At 60.4% G+C, this 18160-nt stretch carries 18 protein-coding genes; 10 read left to right on the forward strand and 8 right to left on the reverse strand.

The features are described 5' to 3' along the window. Positions 1-20 precede the first annotated feature (20 nt). The 4 genes from ddpX to HKK55_RS09090 form a co-directional block, all read right to left on the reverse strand. Positions 21-563: a D-alanyl-D-alanine dipeptidase gene (gene ddpX, locus HKK55_RS09075; protein WP_169354343.1), complete on the reverse strand. Its 543-nt coding sequence runs from the start codon at positions 561-563 to the stop codon at positions 21-23. Between the two features lie 21 nt (positions 564-584). Then, positions 585-1439 (reverse strand): MurR/RpiR family transcriptional regulator, encoded by an 855-nt coding sequence (locus HKK55_RS09080; protein WP_169354344.1) that lies wholly within the window; start codon positions 1437-1439, stop codon positions 585-587. Between the two features lie 262 nt (positions 1440-1701). Continuing rightward, positions 1702-3132 (reverse strand): phosphatidylserine decarboxylase family protein, encoded by a 1431-nt coding sequence (locus tag HKK55_RS09085; RefSeq protein ID WP_169354345.1) that lies wholly within the window; start codon positions 3130-3132, stop codon positions 1702-1704. Between the two features lie 131 nt (positions 3133-3263). Further along, complete coding sequence (locus tag HKK55_RS09090) at positions 3264-3836, reverse strand: LuxR C-terminal-related transcriptional regulator (RefSeq protein WP_169354346.1); 573 nt, start codon at positions 3834-3836, stop codon at positions 3264-3266. Between the two features lie 152 nt (positions 3837-3988). Here HKK55_RS09090 and HKK55_RS09095 point away from each other — a divergent pair, with 152 nt between their 5' ends. From HKK55_RS09095 to HKK55_RS09105, 3 genes are read left to right on the forward strand one after another with little or no spacing between them, the layout of a single operon-like run. Continuing rightward, a complete protein-coding gene (locus HKK55_RS09095; protein WP_169354347.1) occupies positions 3989-5167 on the forward strand; it encodes an acetyl-CoA acetyltransferase in 1179 nt (392 codons plus the stop codon). Positions 5168-5169: 2 nt separating this feature from the next. Continuing rightward, positions 5170-6702, forward strand: a complete 1533-nt coding sequence (locus HKK55_RS09100; RefSeq protein ID WP_169354348.1) for a class I adenylate-forming enzyme family protein — start codon at positions 5170-5172, stop codon at positions 6700-6702. A gap of 40 nt (positions 6703-6742) precedes the next feature. After that, positions 6743-8092: an MFS transporter gene (locus tag HKK55_RS09105; RefSeq protein ID WP_169354349.1), complete on the forward strand. Its 1350-nt coding sequence runs from the start codon at positions 6743-6745 to the stop codon at positions 8090-8092. A 324-nt stretch (positions 8093-8416) separates the two neighbouring features. Here the strand turns inward: HKK55_RS09105 and HKK55_RS09110 are convergent, their stop codons facing one another. Beyond that, complete coding sequence (locus HKK55_RS09110; protein WP_169354350.1) at positions 8417-8848, reverse strand: hypothetical protein; 432 nt, start codon at positions 8846-8848, stop codon at positions 8417-8419. Positions 8849-9083: 235 nt separating this feature from the next. On the opposite strand from HKK55_RS09110, the gene HKK55_RS09115 reads away from it, so the two are divergent. Both HKK55_RS09115 and HKK55_RS09120 read left to right on the forward strand, forming a co-directional pair. Continuing rightward, positions 9084-9503 (forward strand): cupin domain-containing protein, encoded by a 420-nt coding sequence (locus HKK55_RS09115; RefSeq protein WP_169354351.1) that lies wholly within the window; start codon positions 9084-9086, stop codon positions 9501-9503. A gap of 138 nt (positions 9504-9641) precedes the next feature. After that, positions 9642-10664, forward strand: a complete 1023-nt coding sequence (locus tag HKK55_RS09120; RefSeq protein WP_169354352.1) for an ABC transporter substrate-binding protein — start codon at positions 9642-9644, stop codon at positions 10662-10664. Between the two features lies 1 nt (position 10665). Here the strand turns inward: HKK55_RS09120 and HKK55_RS09125 are convergent, their stop codons facing one another. Then, on the reverse strand, positions 10666-11454 hold the full coding sequence (locus HKK55_RS09125; protein ID WP_169354353.1) for a helix-turn-helix transcriptional regulator: 789 nt from the start codon (positions 11452-11454) through the stop codon (positions 10666-10668). Between the two features lie 87 nt (positions 11455-11541). On the opposite strand from HKK55_RS09125, the gene HKK55_RS09130 reads away from it, so the two are divergent. From HKK55_RS09130 to HKK55_RS09140, 3 genes are all read left to right on the forward strand, one after another. Next, positions 11542-12540, forward strand: a complete 999-nt coding sequence (locus HKK55_RS09130; protein WP_169354354.1) for a bile acid:sodium symporter family protein — start codon at positions 11542-11544, stop codon at positions 12538-12540. 117 nt (positions 12541-12657) lie between these two features. After that, positions 12658-13035 (forward strand): type 1 fimbrial protein, encoded by a 378-nt coding sequence (locus tag HKK55_RS09135; RefSeq protein WP_169354355.1) that lies wholly within the window; start codon positions 12658-12660, stop codon positions 13033-13035. Positions 13036-13206: 171 nt separating this feature from the next. Next, positions 13207-14391 carry a sugar transporter gene (locus HKK55_RS09140; RefSeq protein ID WP_169354356.1) on the forward strand — a complete coding sequence of 395 codons (1185 nt, stop codon included), beginning with the start codon at positions 13207-13209 and terminating at the stop codon, positions 14389-14391. Between the two features lie 153 nt (positions 14392-14544). Here the strand turns inward: HKK55_RS09140 and HKK55_RS09145 are convergent, their stop codons facing one another. Next, a complete protein-coding gene (locus HKK55_RS09145; protein WP_169354357.1) occupies positions 14545-15093 on the reverse strand; it encodes a thioesterase family protein in 549 nt (182 codons plus the stop codon). Between the two features lie 107 nt (positions 15094-15200). Here HKK55_RS09145 and HKK55_RS09150 point away from each other — a divergent pair, with 107 nt between their 5' ends. After that, positions 15201-16160, forward strand: a complete 960-nt coding sequence (locus HKK55_RS09150) for a GlxA family transcriptional regulator (RefSeq protein WP_169357811.1) — start codon at positions 15201-15203, stop codon at positions 16158-16160. A 1-nt stretch (position 16161) separates the two neighbouring features. Here HKK55_RS09150 and HKK55_RS09155 read toward each other — a convergent pair whose 3' ends face one another. Beyond that, the gene (locus tag HKK55_RS09155) at positions 16162-17025 is read right to left on the reverse strand and encodes a LysR family transcriptional regulator (RefSeq protein WP_169354358.1); all 864 of its coding nucleotides are present in this window, start codon (positions 17023-17025) and stop codon (positions 16162-16164) included. A gap of 102 nt (positions 17026-17127) precedes the next feature. Here HKK55_RS09155 and HKK55_RS09160 point away from each other — a divergent pair, with 102 nt between their 5' ends. Beyond that, entirely contained in the window at positions 17128-18132 is a 1005-nt protein-coding gene (locus tag HKK55_RS09160; RefSeq protein WP_169354359.1) for a quinone oxidoreductase, read from the forward strand. Positions 18133-18160 lie beyond the last annotated feature (28 nt).

Here is an 18160-nt window from a genome sequence, read left to right on the forward strand (position 1 = left end):
TGTGGTGTGGCGGTAAACGGTCAGCGGGGTTCCTCGATAAGGGGGAAGTGTTCGGCGTCCGGCAGCTCGTAGTGCCACCATTCGGTGGTGATGGCCTTGAAGCCGGCGCTCAGCATGATCCCCATCAACAGCAGGCGATTGCGTTGCACCTGGGGCGGCAAGTCGGGGTAGAACGGGTGGGACTTGGGCTCCATGGCGTCGAAGGCCGTGCCCATGTCCAGGGCTTCGCCGTGTTCGTCGACCAGGGTCAGGTCGATGGCCACGCCTCGGGTGTGATGCGAGCCAAGGCGCGGGTCGCGTACGTAGTTGGGGTCGGGCAGGACCTGCCAGAGCAACTGTTGGGCGTACGCGGGCCGATAGGCATCCAGGATGCGCAGGGTCAACCCGGCTTGGCGCGCTGCCTGGCTGGCCTTGCGCAGGCAGGCGGCCGCGTCGACATGCAGCAGGCAACGGTTGTTGCGATAGATCACACGGCCGGCCAGGTTGTCGGCGCTGGCGTAGATCAGGTCGATCTGCACCGGGTACACCTGGGGGTCGATCTCTACCAAGGGGCTGTTATTCACGCAAACACATCCTCTTTAGGGTCAGGATTCAAACTGGCCGAAGGCCTGTTGCAGGGCGCGGTTTTTCGCCAGACGCGCATCCAGGCGCTCGCCGTACTGTTCGGCGACAGCAGAGACAATCAAGTTGAACAGGCAGGCCAGCGGCGCCAGAGAGTCCCAGAACTGGCCGACATCGGTTTTCAATTGCAACAGGTCCAGCTCGTAATCCCGGGCCCAGGGGCATTGCAGGTCGGTGATCAGGGCCAGTGGCAGGTGATGCAGGTTGGCGGTTTCGCAGAACGTCGGCGTGACGGCGGAGTAGGCACGGAAGTCCGAAATGATCGCGTAGGGTTTTTCAAAACCCGAGTTCAGGGTTTCGGCGTAGATCCCCGACAAGCCATCGACGTAATAGACCTTGGGCCGGATGTATTCCAGGTGGCTGTGGAAGGCGCTGAGGATGCCGCGGGTGGATTGGATACCGAGGATGAACACGGCGTCGGCCTCGACAATCTGCTGCACGATCGCGCTGAAAGCCTGGCTGCGGGCCAGGCCATACACATGCTGTATGGCCTCGATTTCCCGGTTCAGGGAGCGGTCGAGGGTGTCTTCCTGGTCATTCTCGTTGCGAAAGGCTCCCAGCCGGTCAGTGATCAGCCACGACGCGGGCGTGTCGCCGCGCAGGCCTTGCTTGACGTCATCGAGGTTGCGATAGCCCAAGGTACGCAAGAACCGTCCTACTGAAATGCCGGTCGTCCCGGCTTGCTGAGCGATGCTGTCGGCGGTCTCGAATGGCAACTGCTGCAGGTTGCCCAGCAGATAAGTGGCAATGCGCTTGCCGGTGGGCGTCAGCGTGGGGAACTGTTGTTCCAGCGTCAGTTGGAAGCTGTTCTTGTCCATGACGGTCTCGAAAAGGGTGACAGCGGATGTTATCTAGATTTCATATATGCATTAGCTGTTAGAAACATAACATCGGCAGTTACAACAATACAATGGCTTTTCGGTGATCCGTTAAGCGCCGCAGAACAAACTGTGGGAGCGAGCTTGTGTGAGAGCGGCGGTGCGACGATTCGACTTGCTCGCTAAAGCGGTGGGTCAGTCGCCAAATGTACTAACTGACCCACGGCCTTCGCGAGCAAGCCCGCTCCCACAGTTTGAGTGGTTAGCGACCTTTCTTTTGCGTATCCAACGCCGTAGCAATCACCGTCCCCATGGCGGTCGGTTGCGGATCGTTCTGGTGGGCCACCGCATCAATCGCCCATTGCTCAAGGCGCACCCGATCTTTCTGGAACACCATCATGTGGGTCGAACCACCGAACTCGAAGTGGCCGATTTCCGTACCGCGAGTGATCGTCACCGGGGCACTGCCTTCGTTGACGATAAACTGCGGCTCGATGATGCAGGTCGACACCTCGACCATGCCGATGCAAATCAATGCCACATAACCACAGGTGGCGTGCTCGAAAATAAAGATAGCGCGAGCCGCCACATGTCCCAGATAGGGCTGCGACTCGGTACCTTCCCAAGTGCCTTCACCTTCACCCTGAGCCGGGCGTTGGGCGAAGTAAGTGCCCGGTTGTACCCATGAGCGCAGGATGGTGCCGTCCAGCGGCGCGTTCCAGCGGTGGTAGTGGGTGGCGGACAAAAATCCCTGATAGATCTGGCCGCCTGCAAACGGCTCTGCCCATTGTGCCTGGCCGGCAAAAAGATCCAGCAGCGAATAGTTGACGTCCTTGATCCAGAAGTCGGTCTCGAAGGCGATATTGTTTTCGTATTGCCATGGCGTGGTCTCACAGCCAATGTCGATCTGGGTCAGTGGGTCGCCCTGGAAAGGCCGCGCACCGGGCACGAATGTGCGGATGAAAAACGCGTTCCAGGAATCGAAGCCATAACCCGGCTTCTGCGGGTCGCACTCCATCTGGTCCCACACACCGGCGGCCCAGGCGGCCTCGGAAATCCACGAGCCTTCTTTCTCGGGATCGTTGATATCCAGTTTGTCGAGGGATTCGGGGCTTTTGAGGAAGGTGTTCCAGGTGTCCAGCACCTTCTTGAATTGCTGGTTGAACGTCTCGTCGTGAAACACCGCCACGCCGGCTTCAGTGGCCATGGAAATGGCCAGGAAGGCGTTCATCGGCGTACCGACCTGCGCGGTGGCATTGAACGAGGAAGAGGTGGTGACGATTTCGTTGAGTATCTCGAAGAAACTGTCGTAGTCCTTGATCCACACGGCGTCGCCGTCCTGGTCCTTGATCTGTTCCAGGGTCTCGGGGTCCAGGGTCAGGACGTAGGCATTGGACTGGTCGATCATCGACATCACCCACATGCGGTACACGCTGTTGGTGGTCACCCAGCGCTTGAATTCGATGAGTTGCGGGCGCATCGGCGTGAGCGTGCCGGCTTTCTTCTTGGCGGCGATGAAGTCGCGCAGGGGCACCAGGAACTTGGCGGTGGCCCACACCCGGTTGGGCACCCAGAACCCCATCTGCACAGGGCCGGCGTTATCGAGGGTGAGGAGGTTGGATCGAGTGCTCTCTACACGGGGCGGGGTTGACGGGTGTTTAGACGAGGCGGTGGAACGATCGAATTGAGCCATTTTGTTAGTCCTTTAAGATAGACGCTTGCGAGAACTCCGTTTAAGCGAAGTTCAGCGTAGCTACCGCAGGACCCGGGGGTTGTAATCGTTGGCTATAAATGGCCCAGACAAGGGTGCATAAGCGCCCACGCTCAGCTGACAAAAATGATCTTCGACACCAACTCGACAATGTTTTTCGCCTGCATTTTCTTCATCAGGCGCGCCCGGTGGACTTCCACGGTGCGGTGGGAGATTTCCAGTTGTTTAGCGATTTCCTTGGACTTCAGCCCGTTGACGATGAGCATCGCGATTTCCCGTTCCCGGGGTGTGAGGTCGCCGGTGCCGTGGTGCGTGCGGTTCAGGCGCTCGAAGTGCCAGACCATCAGCTTGAACGGGTCGTCCGGGGTCAGGGTGTAGCCATGGGACTTGGCCCAGAACACCTCGCCGTTCTTGTGTTGCATGAAGCGCTCATCGGAATAGGAGTCGCTGGGGCTGTTGTGCAACCAGTCGAGGCTGCGCTTGCCGATGGCGTGGTAGTCGGCTTGGGAGGGGTAGATCAGCAGGGTCAACTGATTGAGCAGCTCGTCGCGCTGATAGCCGAACAACTGCAGGAAGGCTTCATTGCAGTCGAGTATCGCCCGGTGGCTGGTGATCAGTTGCGGGGCGGGCGACACCTTGAACGCCAGGCATTCGATGTCTTGGAGTTGTTGTGCAAAGACGGTCATCGGGCATCCTGCCTCAGGTTGAATCCGGCCATGGCGAACGCCGCCTGTCGCAGCGGCTACTTACCCATGTAAGTAGTTGCACGAACTAGCGGGAAATTGGCACGGTAGTTCATTGTAGGGAAAGTTCGAGCCAAGAGAAGAAGAAATTAAACATGCCTGTTGATTGCGTATCGATTGTTGCTGCCGGTCACTCCCGTTTTGGCCGCCTGGACGGTGCCAAGCTGGAAGATCTGATCGTCCAGGTTACCCGCGAGGCCCTGGCGGACGCGGCCATTGACGCCTCGGAGATCGATGCGCTGTTTCTCGGGCACTTCAACTCGGGGATGGTCCCTGACGGTTTTCCCGCCTCGCTGATGCTGCAAGCCGATCCCGGCCTGCGGTTCAAGCCGGCCACCCGCTGTGAGAACGCCTGTGCCTCGGGTTCGGCGGCGATTCAGGCGGGGATCAACGCAATTCTCTCCGGCTCAGCCGAACTGGTACTGGTGGTGGGCGCGGAAAAGATGACCGGCAACTCCACCGCCGAGGTCACCCGGGCGCTGGCCGGTGCCGGTTACCAGAATGATGCGGCCGAAGCCGGCTTGAGTTTCCCGCAGTTGTTCGGCATGGCCTCGCGGCAGTACGCCGAGCGCTACCATTGCCCGATGGCTTCAATGGCGGCCATCGCCACCAAGAACCACTCCAATGCCATGGCCAATCCTTTGGCGCAGATGCGCAAGGTCATGGATTTTGAGCATTGCAACAACGTCTCTCAGAGCAACCCGTATGTGGCGGACTCCCTGCGCCTGACGGATTGCTCATTGATCAGCGACGGTGCCGCCGCCATCATCCTGGCCTCGCCCAAGCGTGCCCGGCTGTTTCGGCGTGACGTGCAGATTCGTACGATGGCCCAGGTCAACGATTTCCTGCCGATTGCCCAGCGCGACATCCTTGCGTTTGACGGCCCGCAGCGGGCGATTCACTCGGCCTTGCGCGGGGCCAATGTGACCCTGGCAGACCTGAGTTTTGCCGAAGTCCACGACTGCTTCACCATCGCTGAACTGCTGATCTACGAAGCCATGGGCCTGGCGCCCAAGGGCGAAGGGCATCGGGCGTTGGATTCCGGTGTGGTGCGCGCTGGCGGGCGCTTGCCGGTGAACCTGTCCGGCGGGCTCAAGGCCAAAGGGCATCCGGTGGGCGCCACTGGAGTCTCGATGCATGCCCTGGCGTTTCGTCAATTGACGGGGGAGCCCATTGGCCTGTCGGTGCCCAACCCCGAGTTCGGCCTGGTGTTCAATATGGGTGGGATGGCGGTCGCCAACTATGCCTCGGTGCTGCAAGTACGCCGGAGCTGAGGATGAACATCGCCAATTGGCTGCACGATACCAGCCGCCGTTACCCGCAACGCCCGGCGCTGTTTGAAGGCGCCCGCCAAATCGCCGACTACGCCACCTTTGCCACCCGCGTTCGTCAACGTGCCGCGCACCTGATGGACGTTCACGGCATTGTGCCGGGCGACCATGTGGCGCTGTTGATGAAGAACTGTTGTGAATACCTGGAACTGCTCTACGCCATCTGGTGGGTCGGTGCAGTGGCGGTGCCGGTCAACAGCAAGCTGCACCCTGGCGAAGCCGCCTGGATCGCCGAAAATGCCGAGGCCCGGTTGATCTTTACCGACGGCGGCCAGGTGTTTTCATCCCAGGGTTTACCCGCCGAATGCCGCGAGTTGGACGGACGAACGCCGCCGGACAGCGCCGGCGATTCAGGGCTGGAATTCCCCTGCATTCGTCAGGATCACGACCTGGCGTGGCTGTTCTACACCTCCGGCACCACCGGGCGGTCCAAGGGCGTGATGCTGTCCCACGGCAACCTGATCGCCATGTCGCTGTGCTACGCCACGGACGTGGACCCGGTCAACGCCGGGGACGCCGCGGTGTATGCCGCGCCGATGTCCCATGGCGCCGGTCTCTACAACTTTATCCATGTGCGCTGCGGCGCACGCCATGTGGTCCCTGAGTCCCGTGGTTTTGATGCCGTCGAGCTGTTCGGGCTGGCGGCGGAGCTGGGTAATGTCTCGTTGTTCGCCGCGCCGACCATGGTCAAGCGCATGGTGGAACAGGCGCGTCGCCAGGAATACGCAGGCGAGGGGATCAAGACCATTGTCTACGGCGGCGGCCCGATGTACCTGGCCGACCTGATGGATGCCGTCGAAAGCTTTGGCCCGCGCCTGGTGCAGATCTATGGCCAGGGCGAGAGCCCGATGACCATCAGTGTCTTGCCACGCGAACTGATCGCTGACCGGCAACGGTCGGATTGGGCCACGCTGGCGGGGTCTGTTGGGCAGGCGCAATCCTGCGTGGAAATCCGCATTCTGGATGCAACCCACAGCCCTGTGCCTTGCGGCGAGCGCGGAGAAATCGCCGTGCGTGGCGCCACCGTGATGCAGGGCTATTGGCATAACGAAACAGCCACCCGCCAGACCCTGGTGGATGGGTGGCTATTGACCGGCGACATCGGCTTTATGGACCCGGCCGGCTACCTGACGCTCACCGATCGCTCCAAGGATGTGATCATCACCGGCGGCAGCAATGTGTACCCCCGGGAAGTCGAGGAAGTGCTGGCGCAGCACCCCGATGTGTTTGAAGTCTGCGTGGTCGGTGAGCCGGATGCGCAGTGGGGCGAGTCAGTGGTAGCCTTTGTGGTTTCCCGGGACGCACAGGCGCTCAATGAAGCGCTGCTCAACGCCTGGTTTATCGAGCGCATGGCCTCGTTCAAAAAACCCAAGAAGTACCTGTTTCGTAGCGATTTGCCGAAGAACAGCTACGGCAAGGTTCTCAAGACACAATTGCGGCAGTGGTTGAAAGACACGAGCATTACCGCCGTTCCCTGAAGCGTTTTCCATGGACAGACATCAGACAGGAGTCCTTTAGATGGGCATTCAACAGCAGGACACGGCCCGCAAGCGGCGCCGTGCGTTTATCGGTGCCACCTCCGGTCACCTGATCGAGTGGTACGACTACGGCGTCTATGGTTTTCTCGCCGTGTACATCGGCCAGGCTTTCTTCGTTTCCGACGACCCCACCACCAGCCTGCTGGCGAGCTTCGCCGCCTTTGCCCTGAGCTTTTTCATCCGACCTCTGGGTGGGCTGTTCTTCGGCCCGCTGGCGGACAAGATCGGCCGGCGCAAGACCCTGATCACTGTGCTGGTGATGATGACCGGTTCGACCTGCCTGCTGGGTCTGTTGCCGACCTACGCCAGCATTGGGATCGCCGCGCCCATCCTGTTGGTACTGGTGCGTTGCGTGCAGGGCTTCTCGGCGGGTGGTGAAATCGGCACGGTGACCAGCTTCATCTCCGAATACGCCGGCCCCGGTCGACGTGGGTTCGCTACCTGCTGGCTGATGGTGACGGCGGTACTCGGCCTGCTGGTCGGGGGCGCCGTGGCCAACGGCATGACCTGGATCCTCGGCGCCGAGCTGATGCAAGAGTGGGCCTGGCGCATTCCGTTCCTGATCGCCGCGCCCTTGGGCATGATCTCCATGTACATCCGCCTCAAGCTGGAAGACAGCCCCGAGTTTCTTGCCTTGCAGCGCGCAGGACAGACCTCCCGGGCGCCACTGCGGGAAGTCTGGCAGTGGAAACGGGCGATTGCCCTGGTGTTCTTCATCATCACCCTGCACAGCTCGATCTTCTATCTGGTACTGACCTTCGCCTCGACCTATATGTCGAAAATCCTCAAGTTCGAAAGCGGCACCACGCTGCTCTACGTGTTTGTCGCCAGTTTTTCGGCGGCCTTTGTGATGCCGTTTGGTGGCGCGTTTACCGACAAGTACGGGCGTAAGCCGTTCTTGCTGGTGATTGGTACGCTGGCCACGTTGGCGATGTTTTGGCTGTTCAAGTCAGCCCCGACGGCGACGGCCACCTCGTTCTTCTTCCCGCTGATGGCGGTGGCGATCCTGTTCGGGCTGTACGCTTCGTCGACCTACGCGCTGATGAGTGAACTGCTGCCCACACGCATCCGCTCCACCGGTATTGCCGTGGCCTACAACGTCCCGGTGGCGGTATTCGGTGGCAGTGCGCCGCTGATTTCCACCTGGCTGATCAAGGCCACCGGCGACATCACGTCGCCCTGGTACTTTTATGTAGGCACGGGCGTGGTGTCGCTGATCGCCCTGGTGATTTTGCGCAAGGAAGATTTTGTGGCCATTGGCAGTGCGGTGGTAACGCCTGTGGATGGGCGAGGGGAGTTGGGACTGGCACCAGCTTCGCCCGTCAGTTAAGGACGGTTGTCCTAAGGTGAGCGGATATACCTGATACAGCTCAATTAAGGTTGAACTCGGTCCCTGTGGCGAGCGGGCTTGCCCGCGTTGGGTCGCGAAGCGATCCTGATAAAGTGATTGCGGTCTACCGGAAAGAACTCAGAGACCTTCTCGGGGCTGCTACGCAGCCCAACGGGAGCAAGCTCCCTCGCCACAGGTTAATTATTGCACGCTCTATTTCATTAACTGGCCGACGTTAGGGCTGGCCCGCCGACCCGATTTAAAAACCGCTGGATCAGGCTGCTCACTTCATCCGGGGTTACCCGGTGTGATAACGCCGGGTTGTCAGCCAGCGGCTTGCGGCTGGATCTGTAACGCTCCATCCACATCCTTGACCAGCCCACTGGCCACCAACAGCGGCAACAACTGTTTGTGCAATTGCGGCTCAACAAATTCCTTCACCGTCGCCAGTTCCAGGGTGCCGCTCAGGGGCAATTCGGCCTTGGTGTAGGACAACCAGGCTTTTTTCAGCATCAGCAGCACATCGCTGCCGGCGGTGGAGGCGAAGCGGCGGTTGGCCGTTTGGCCCTGGAAGTCGAAGGTGTGCTGGAATTCGTAACCGGTCTCGTCGCCGCTGCTGGCCACGCAGCGTATGCAGGCGCAGGGGCCTGCGGCGAAGGCGGCAATCAGGTAGCTGTTGAAGTCCACCACGGGCTTGAGCGACAGACGCTTGTCCACTTCAAACAGGTCCCCAGTCATTTTTTCGTCAGTGTTCAACGTCCTATTCCTTGCAAGTCGGCGGCTGGCTTTTCAAGCGCGGCACCATAACAGCCGAAGGGCGCGCGTGGGTATTTTTTGCGTACGGGGCACCCTTGGTCGGTGTGTATCGCTACGTATCTACCTTGCGCGCAGCCACGGTGACATACAAAACCCTGGGCATGCTGACACCCTGGGGATACATGCAAGCTTCCTAATGAGCTCACCGCATTCGTGCACTCACCGGAGAACTGCAATGACTCGTCCCCGTGCCATCCTCGGTATCGCCTTGGCCCTTGCCACCTTCACGAACCTGTGCCATGCCGAAGACAAACAACCACCGCAAAACTGGCAGGCCGGGCTGCACCGTACTGACCTGACGCGGGGCGACCTTGATGTAGCCGGTCGCGAAGTGATCCAGGTGCGTGTGGATTTCGATCCGGGCGTAACGTCGCCCAAGCATGCTCACCCTGGGGTCGAAGTGGCCCACGTACTGGCGGGCACGTTCGAGTATCAGCTTGATGGACGGCCTACGGTCATCCTCAAAGCCGGTGATTCGTTGCTGATTCCAGCGGGCATTGCTCATGTGGCGAAGAATGTCGGTGCCACCAAGGGATCGGAACTGGCGACCTATATCGTCAAGAAAGACCTGCCATTGGTGGTACTGGAGAAATAACCGGGCGGCTGCGGCAAGCCTGGGGAAGGCCCCAGGCGGACGCTGTTTTTCGCATAACAATAGATCCCGATATTCTTTTCCGGTCTCAGGATTGGTCATTACTCTCGTGGGCCTTCTCGACCTCACGACAGATCCCTCATGAAACCGACTCCCTTCAAGCGTTCCGCGCTGACCCTCCTGACCACTTCCCTTGCCGCCATCAGTGCACTGCTCAGCCCCGGTGCCCAGGCCGAAGGCAAGATCAGCATCGCCCAGCAGTTTGGTATCGGTTACCTGATCCTCGATGTGGTGCGTGACCAGCACTTGATCGAGAAGCAGGGCAAGGCGCAGGGCCTGGATATCCAGGTGGAATGGAACAGTATCTCCGGCGCCACCGCGATGAACGAATCGCTGTTGGCCGGTGCGCTGGACGTGGTGTCGGCAGGCGTGCCGCCGATGCTCACCCTGTGGGACCGCACCAAGGGCAAACAGAACGTCAAGGCCATTGCTTCCCTGGGGTCGATGCCCAACTACCTGCTGACCAACAACCCGAACGTGAAGAGCCTCAAGGACTTTACCGAAAAGGACCGTATCGCCGTGCCCGCCGCCGGCGTTGGTTTCCAGTCACGCACGCTGCAGATTGAAACGGCCAAGCAGTTCGGCAATGACCAGTACAAGAAATTCGACGACATTTCCATCAGCCTGGCGCACCCGGATGCGACGGCTGCGCTGATTGCCGGTGGTTCGGAGATCAACGCGCACTTTTCCAGCCCGCCGTTCCAGTACCAGGAACTGTTGAATCCCAAGGTGCACAAAGTGCTCAGTTCCTACGACATCCTAGGCGGCCAGGCCACGTTCAACGTGCTGTACACCACACAGAAGTTCCACGACGAAAACCCGAAGACCTACAAGGCGTTTTATGACGCCCTGGCTGAGGCCGAGCAGATCATCAAGGCTGACAAACCGGCCGCGGCCCAGGCGTATATCCGTGTCGAGCAATCGAAACTGCCGTTGGCGCTGGTGGAGAAAATCGTCGAAGACCCGGAAATCGACTTCACCATCGTGCCCCAGCGCACCTTTATCTACGCCGAGAAACTGCAGGAGCTGGGGGTGTTGAAGAACAAGGCGGGCAGTTGGAAGGATTATTTCTTTGAAGAGGCCCATGGGGGTGAGGGGAGCTGAGCTAGCGGAAAAACTCCCCCGGCGTGGCGTCGAACTGTTGCCGGAATGCAGCGATAAACGCTGAAGTCGATTCGTAGCCACAGGCCAATGCCACGTCAGTTACCCGGTCACCTTGTTCCAGCGCGGGCAGGGCACTTAATAGACGCAAGCGCTGACGCCATGCCCTGAACGTCAGCCCGGTATCACTGAGGAACAGACGGCTCAGGGTTTTCTCACTCACTTCCAGCTTCTGGCTCCACTGGCCCAAGGTGGTCTGTTGCTCCGGGTGCTGGTCCAGGCTGCGGTAGATCTGCCGCAGACGACTGTCATGGGGCAGTGGCAGCATCAAGTCGACCTTCGGCGCGGCGGCCAGTTGATCCAGCACCACCTGGGCCAGCCGACCTTGGGGGCCATCCTCGACGTACTCCACCGGCAACTCGCTGAAACTGCGAATCAACTCGCGCAGCAGGCTGCTGACGGCCAACACCTGACAACGCTCGGCGGCCCAGGCGGTGACACTGCAATCCAGATACAGACTGCGCATTTCGGTATGGGGCGAACTGAACACCCGGTGTGGCATCCCGGCCGGAATCCATACCGCCCGTTGCGGCGGCGCGACGAAACGTCCGACACTGGTCTGGATCTCCAGTACCCCGGAGATGGCGTAGGACAACTGCACCCACGGATGACTGTGACGACGGGTCAGGGCACGGTTGGGCAATGATTCAGTGCGCCCATACACCGGGCGCGGCAAGCTGGATAGCCCGGGAATACTGCGGCGGACGGCTTTCTCATGTCCTTTAGGCGGCATTTAGTGGCTCATTGGCGTTAGTCGGTAACAAGCCGTTACGTTAGAGTCGCCAGGATGCTCTTGGCAACCCCCTGGAAGATCCTGCTTATGACCCGCCCGCGCTTTTTGCCTGATAACTTCACCCTGACCCTGATTGGCACGGTGATTTTCGCCTCGTTGTTGCCCGTCAGCGGCCAGGCCTCTGTGGCCTTTGGCTGGCTGACCAACCTGGCCATCGCGCTGCTGTTTTTCCTGCATGGTGCCAAGCTGTCGCGCCAGGCCATCGTCGCCGGCGCCGGTCATTGGCGCCTGCACCTGCTGGTGTTCAGCCTGACTTTCGTGTTGTTTCCACTGCTGGGCCTGGCGCTCAAGCCGGTGCTGTCGCCGCTGATTGGCAAAGACCTGTACATGGGCATGCTTTACCTGTGTGCACTGCCGGCCACGGTGCAATCGGCGATTGCCTTTACCTCCCTGGCCCGGGGCAATATCCCGGCGGCGATTTGCAGCGCGGCGGCGTCCAGCCTGTTCGGGATCTTCCTGACACCGTTGCTGGTGACCTTGCTGCTGAATGTCCATGGCGATGGCGGTTCCACCGTTGATGCGATCCTGAAAATCAGCGTGCAATTGCTGCTGCCGTTTATTGCCGGGCAGATTGCTCGGCGCTGGATCGGTGAATGGGTGGGCCGCAACAAGACCTGGCTGAAGTTCGTCGATCAGGGCTCGATTCTGTTGGTGGTTTACGGTGCGTTCAGTGAAGCAGTGAATGAAGGCATCTGGCACCAGATTCCTCTGTGGGAGCTGGGCGGGCTGGTGGTGGCGTGCTGCGTACTGCTGGCATTGGTGCTGGTGGCGTCGACGGTGTTGGGCAAGGCCTTTGGTTTTAGTCAGGAAGACCGTATCACCATTCTGTTTTGTGGTTCGAAGAAAAGCCTGGCAACCGGGGTGCCCATGGCGCAGGTGTTGTTTGCGGGAGCGACCATGGGCGTGCTGATCCTGCCATTGATGCTGTTTCACCAGATTCAGTTGATGGTATGCGCGGCGTTGGCGCAGCGCTATGCCCAGCGGCCGGAGTCGATTCCTGAGTTGATGGGGCAGGTGGATCCCTGATTTGCTGAGACTTGGTTGGCAATCTGAAAAAATAAGTGGGATCGGGCAGCGTAAAGGCTAAAGCTGGCGACCAGACTGACGACGTAATCCTTAACTTCCCAAGTAAGGAGCGTCGGCATGAACCTCAAGCGTTTGTCAGTGGTTACAGGGCTCTTTTTCACCATGGTGGGCTCCTGCGGTGCAACGCCGCAAGCGACTCAGGGCGTGATTCAGTTTCATGGCAGCATTGTGGAGTCCAGTTGTGCCAGCAACGCGGCCGGAGCGGTCATGGAGCTTAAAGGGTGTTCACCTGCCAGTCGCGGCAGTCAAATAAATGTACGCAGCGTTCAACCAGTCAGCAGCGTGACGGCGCTCGACCATTCGGCGGTCAGCGTCAAGCTGATGGCCGACAGCGGTGCAGGCAGGCGCTATTACGACCAGCAATACGTGCTGGTGAACAATGCCGGCAAGCAGGTCTACTCCGGAACCTATTTGATTACCCTGACCTCACCCTGACAGGTTTCGCTACCCTTCCTTGCGCCCGACATTTATCGTTGGCACTGCAATAGAGGCTTCGGCCTCTATTTTTGTTGCGGTAACATTCAACTCACCCTGCTGTCTTTCACGATGTCCCCGCGTCGGGGGAAGTCGATCCATCGGCCTGTCTGTTCATCCATAGAGTTTTAAATGACCATCTCAGCGGCTACACCCCAGGCCAACTGGCAGCCCGTCATCGCGCTGGCGCTGGCCGCCTTTGTCTTCAACACCACTGAATTCGTCCCGGTCGGCCTGCTCAGTGCCATCGGTCTGAGCTTCGACATGCCGGTCGCGAAGGTCGGGCTGATGCTCACCATCTACGCCTGGGTCGTCTCCCTGACCTCGCTGCCGGTGATGCTGATGACCCGCAACGTCGAGCGGCGCAAGCTATTGATCGTGCTGTTCGGCCTGTTCATCGTCAGCCATATCCTGTCCAGCGTGGCCACCGGCTTCGGCATGCTGATGGTCAGCCGTATCGGTATCGCGCTGTCCCACGCGCTGTTCTGGTCCATCACCGCGTCCCTGGCCGTACGCCTGGCGCCGGAAGGCAAGCAGGTCCAGGCCCTTGGATTGCTGGCAACCGGCACCTCGTTGGCGATGGTCTTGGGTATCCCGCTCGGCCGCTTGCTGGGCGAAGCCATGGGTTGGCGCACCACTTTTATCGTCATCGCCGCCTTTGCGGCTGCGCTGGTGTTCTGGCTGGCGCGGACATTGCCGTTGCTGCCGAGCCAGAACTCCGGCTCCCTGAGAAGCCTGCCCATGTTGTTCAAGCGCCCGGCACTGGTGGCGCTTTATGTGTTGACTGCGCTGGTGGTCACCGCCCAATTCACCGCCTACAGCTACATAGAACCCTTCGTCGAAGACGTCGCCGGCATGAGCGGTAACACGGTGACTCTGGTGCTGCTGGTGTTCGGTGGTGCGGGCATCATCGGTTCACTGCTGTTCAGCCTGCTGCACCGGTTCAATCCTTATCGCTTCCTGATTACTGCGGTCACTGTGCTCACCCTGTGCCTGGCTTTGCTGTTGCCGTTGAGTGGAGAGGTGTCGTACCTGGTGACGTTGAGCGTGTTCTGGGGCATGGCGATCATGGCTTTCGGCCTGGCGCTGCAATCCAAAGTGCTGGTGTTGGCACCTGATGCCACGGATGTGGCCATGGCGATGTTTTCTGGCATCTACAACATCGGCATTGGCGGCGGGGCGTTGCTGGGCAGTTGGGTGGGCGGGCAGTTTGGCTTTGCTTACATCGGTGCGGCGGGCGGGTTGCTGGCGGCGTTGGCGTTGGGGGTTTACTGCGTGGCGATCTACCGGTTTGGGCAGGGGGGCGCTCGGCAGTAGGGCACGGGTGTAAGACCACTATTTTATAAAAACTCCGTGGTGGTCTGACCTTTACGTGTGCAACGCGTTTATCCAGTAAACACGCATTACCGTTAACGACCATCACTACCCAGCCCGCGCCTACAGTGACTTCATGCGTCGAGCTGGCGGGCACTAACCCGCCCGACCTTCCTCCTCCCGCAACTGCCTACTCATCCCATCACAACTGCGGGCCCAATCCACCAGCCACTGCGGCATCGGCGGTGACTGTTCGCTCACCCCCAACTCCCGCAGCAATTGCGCGGGTGGGATTGTGCCCTTGGCCGAGCGAAACAGCCCGCGCATCACCACCACGCCTACCACGCGACCGTTACTGATAAAACGGTGCTCCATCAGGCTCCATTTCTCGTCCCAGCCCAACATCCGCGTGTGAATTTCAAACGCTTCGAACAGTTTCAGTTCCCGCCGAAACTTACCCCAGGTGTCGCCCACAATCGGCACGGCCTTGTGGCGCAAAGCAACGCGGAATGCGCCGGTACGCAGGACGAAGTCCATGCGCCCGACATCCGCCAGGGTGAAGTACCGGCCATTGGTGACGTGTCGGTTCAGGTCCAGGTCGGTCGGCCATACCCGCATCCGTATAACGGTGGTTGCAGCGCCGTCGACGGGCTTGCGCCAGGGGCGGCGAAACAGCATGTACAGCAAGCGAAACCACAGATTCATAAAAAATGCCCAGCAGTGATAAGTGGCTGCACTGTAGTGGGTGTGGATCGGGTAAGGTAGGTGCGCAAATGACTTTTTCCATGCGAAAAGCGCAAGTAGGCTTCTTTATGCACATTACCTTGCTCCTGGCCGATCACTGTTCCGCTGCCGGTGCTACCACGGCACTGGAGATGCTCAATGCGGCCAACCTGTTCGCGGAGGTCGCGCCGTTTGAGGTGGTGGCGGTTTCGCTGGATGGCCAAGAGGTGAACGCCTGGGGAGGGCAGCGGTTGCGGGCGGACCGTGCCCTGGCGCAGGTTGGGCGGACCGATCTGGTGTTGATTCCGGGTTTTCTGTTCACCCTCAAGCAGGCCATGCCGACGTTTCCCGCGTACGGTCCATGGCTGCGCCAGCAACACGCTCAGGGTGCGGTGGTGGCGTCGATGTGTACGGCGGCGTTCATGCTGGCCGAGGTCGGGTTGCTGGATGGATTGCGGGCGACCACCCACTGGACGTTTGCCGATTACTTTCGGCATCGGTACGCCGAGGTGGTGCTGGATGAGGCGCAGATGCTGTGCGAAGAAAACCGGGTGATCACCTGCGGCGGCGCGACGGCGGCGATGGACCTGTTGCTGCATCTGATCCGCCGCTTCGGGTCGCCGGAGCTGGCGCAAACCTGCAGTAAGTACCTGCTGATCGACAAGGTGCGCAGCGAGCAATCGGTCTATGCCATGTGGTCGCTGCCCAAGGCGCACGGCGACGCTGACATCCTGCGGGTGCAGCATTGGCTGGAGCAGCATTTCCCCCAGCCGCTGGTGATTGATGACGTGGCCCAGCGCTTTGGCTTTGGCGTGCGCAATTTCAAGCGGCGCTTCAAGGACGCCACCGGCTACACGCCGATTGCTTACCTGCAAACCCTGCGCCTGGAGCGGGCCAAGCAGTTGCTGGAGTCCAGCCGCATGACGCTGGAGAGCATCACCTACGCGGTGGGCTATGAAGACAGCAACTCGTTTCGGCGGTTGTTCCAACAGCGGGTCGGCCTGTTGCCGGCGGCGTACCGCAAGCGATTCCAGTCCAATATGGGCTGAGTCAACGCTGCAACTGCGGCTCGCCCTCGATGCACTCCACCAGAAAATCCATCACCACCTTCACCGAAGGCGAACGCCGAATATCCGGGTACACCGTCAGCCAGATATCCCGCACCGGGCCTTCGCTGCCGGTGGGCAGGCGCACCAGCGCCGGGTCGTTATCGCCGATGATTGTCGGCAGCACCACTGCGCCCACTTCAGCCCTGGCGGCCATTTGCTGGGTGATCAGGTCGCTGGCGGCGAATACCATTTTTCGGGTGCCGCGTAGCTGATGCATCCAGGCTTGTTGGGGCAGGTGGTCACGGGTCGCGTCATAGGCAATGAAGGTCCACTGTTCGGTTGACTGTTGCCTGAGGGCAGGCGTGCCATACAGGCCAAAGCGCACGACACCCACCTGCCGGCGTACCAGCGCCTCTTCGTCGGGGCGTACCGTGCGCAGGGCAATGTCGGCCTCGCCCTTGTCCAGCGCGGCGAGCGTCGTCGAGGACATCAGCACGATATTCAACTGCGGGTATTGGCGCCTGAGCCGGGCGACATGGGGCGCGATGCAGTGGATGGCGATGGACGGCGGGCAACTGACCTTGACCGTACCGGCGACGTCAATCGAGGCGGCACGGGACAAGCGCATCACTTCGCCGGCCATTTCGCTCATGCCCGCCGCCAGTTTGGCCAATGCCAAGCCTTCTTCGGTCAGAGGGCGACTTCTGGGCAGGCGGTCCACCAGCTTCAATCCCAGGGATTTTTCCAGGGCATCCACCCGGCGGCCGACGGTGGCGTGTTCCACCTGCAATTCCCGGGCGGCGGCGGACAGTGACTGGGTGCGCGCCAAGACGGTGAAGAAGTACAGATCCTGCCAGTCGAACATCGGGTTATTTCCGCACAGAGGGTGGGAGAGATTGGGGAGTTCTCGTACAGAGACAGCCCTTTTACCATGGCGCATCCCCCCTGCAAACGGAGTTGTCACGCGATGAAAGCCCTTACCCTGGAAACCTACGGCGGTCCGGAAGTTGTTCACCTGCGCCACGATGTGCCAACGCCGCGTGTAACGCCTGGCCATGTGCTGATCAAGGTCGCCTGCGCCGGGATCAATTTCATGGATATCCATACCCGCCAAGGCAAATACGCTCAGTCCTCGACTTACCCGGTAAGGCTGCCTTGCACCTTGGGGATGGAGGGCGCGGGTCTGGTGATTGAGGCAGGCGAGGGCGTGACTCATCTGGCGCCGGGGGATCGTGTGGCGTGGTGCATCGCCTGGGGCGCCTTCGCTGAATACGCCAGTGTGCCTGCTGCGCGGGTGGCGCAAATCCCTGCGGCCATCGGCTTCGATCAGGCGGCTGCGGCGATGTTCCAGGGCTGTACCGCGCACTACCTGATTGAAGACGTCGCCAGGTTGCAGGCGGGCCATGCATGCCTGGTGCATGCCGCCTCGGGCAGTATTGGCCAGTTGCTGGTGCAGATGGCGCACCGTCTGGGTGCCACGGTGTTTACCACGGGCAGCACCGCCGAGAAGTGCGCCATCGCGTTGCAGCGCGGTGCCGATCAGGCGTGGGAGTATGACGGCGGTCGCTTTGCCGATCGGGTGCTGGAGGCCACCGACGGTGTGGGTGTGGATGTGGTGTTTGACTCCGTAGGCAAGTCCACCTTGCGTGACAGTTTCCGTGCATGCCGCACACGAGGCCTGATCGTTAATTACGGCAATGTCTCCGGCTCGTTGATCGACCTGGACCCCATGGAGTTGGGGGAAGCCGGTTCACTCTTCCTGACCCGGCCGCGGCTGGCCGATCACATGGCCGATGGCCCGACCGTGCAACGGCGCGCCAATGCAGTGTTCGCGGCGATGCTTGAAGGCTCGCTGACGGTGGATATCGAAGGGCATTACACGATGGAGGAGGTGCAACAGGTTCACGCCCGGATCGAGGCGCGGCAACAGGTGGGCAAGGCGGTGATGTGGGTCGATCGCAACCTTGAATAATCCGAGGCGAAAAAAAACCGGCTGATCA

Source organism: Pseudomonas sp. ADAK18, assembly GCF_012935695.1.
Classification (GTDB): domain Bacteria; phylum Pseudomonadota; class Gammaproteobacteria; order Pseudomonadales; family Pseudomonadaceae; genus Aquipseudomonas.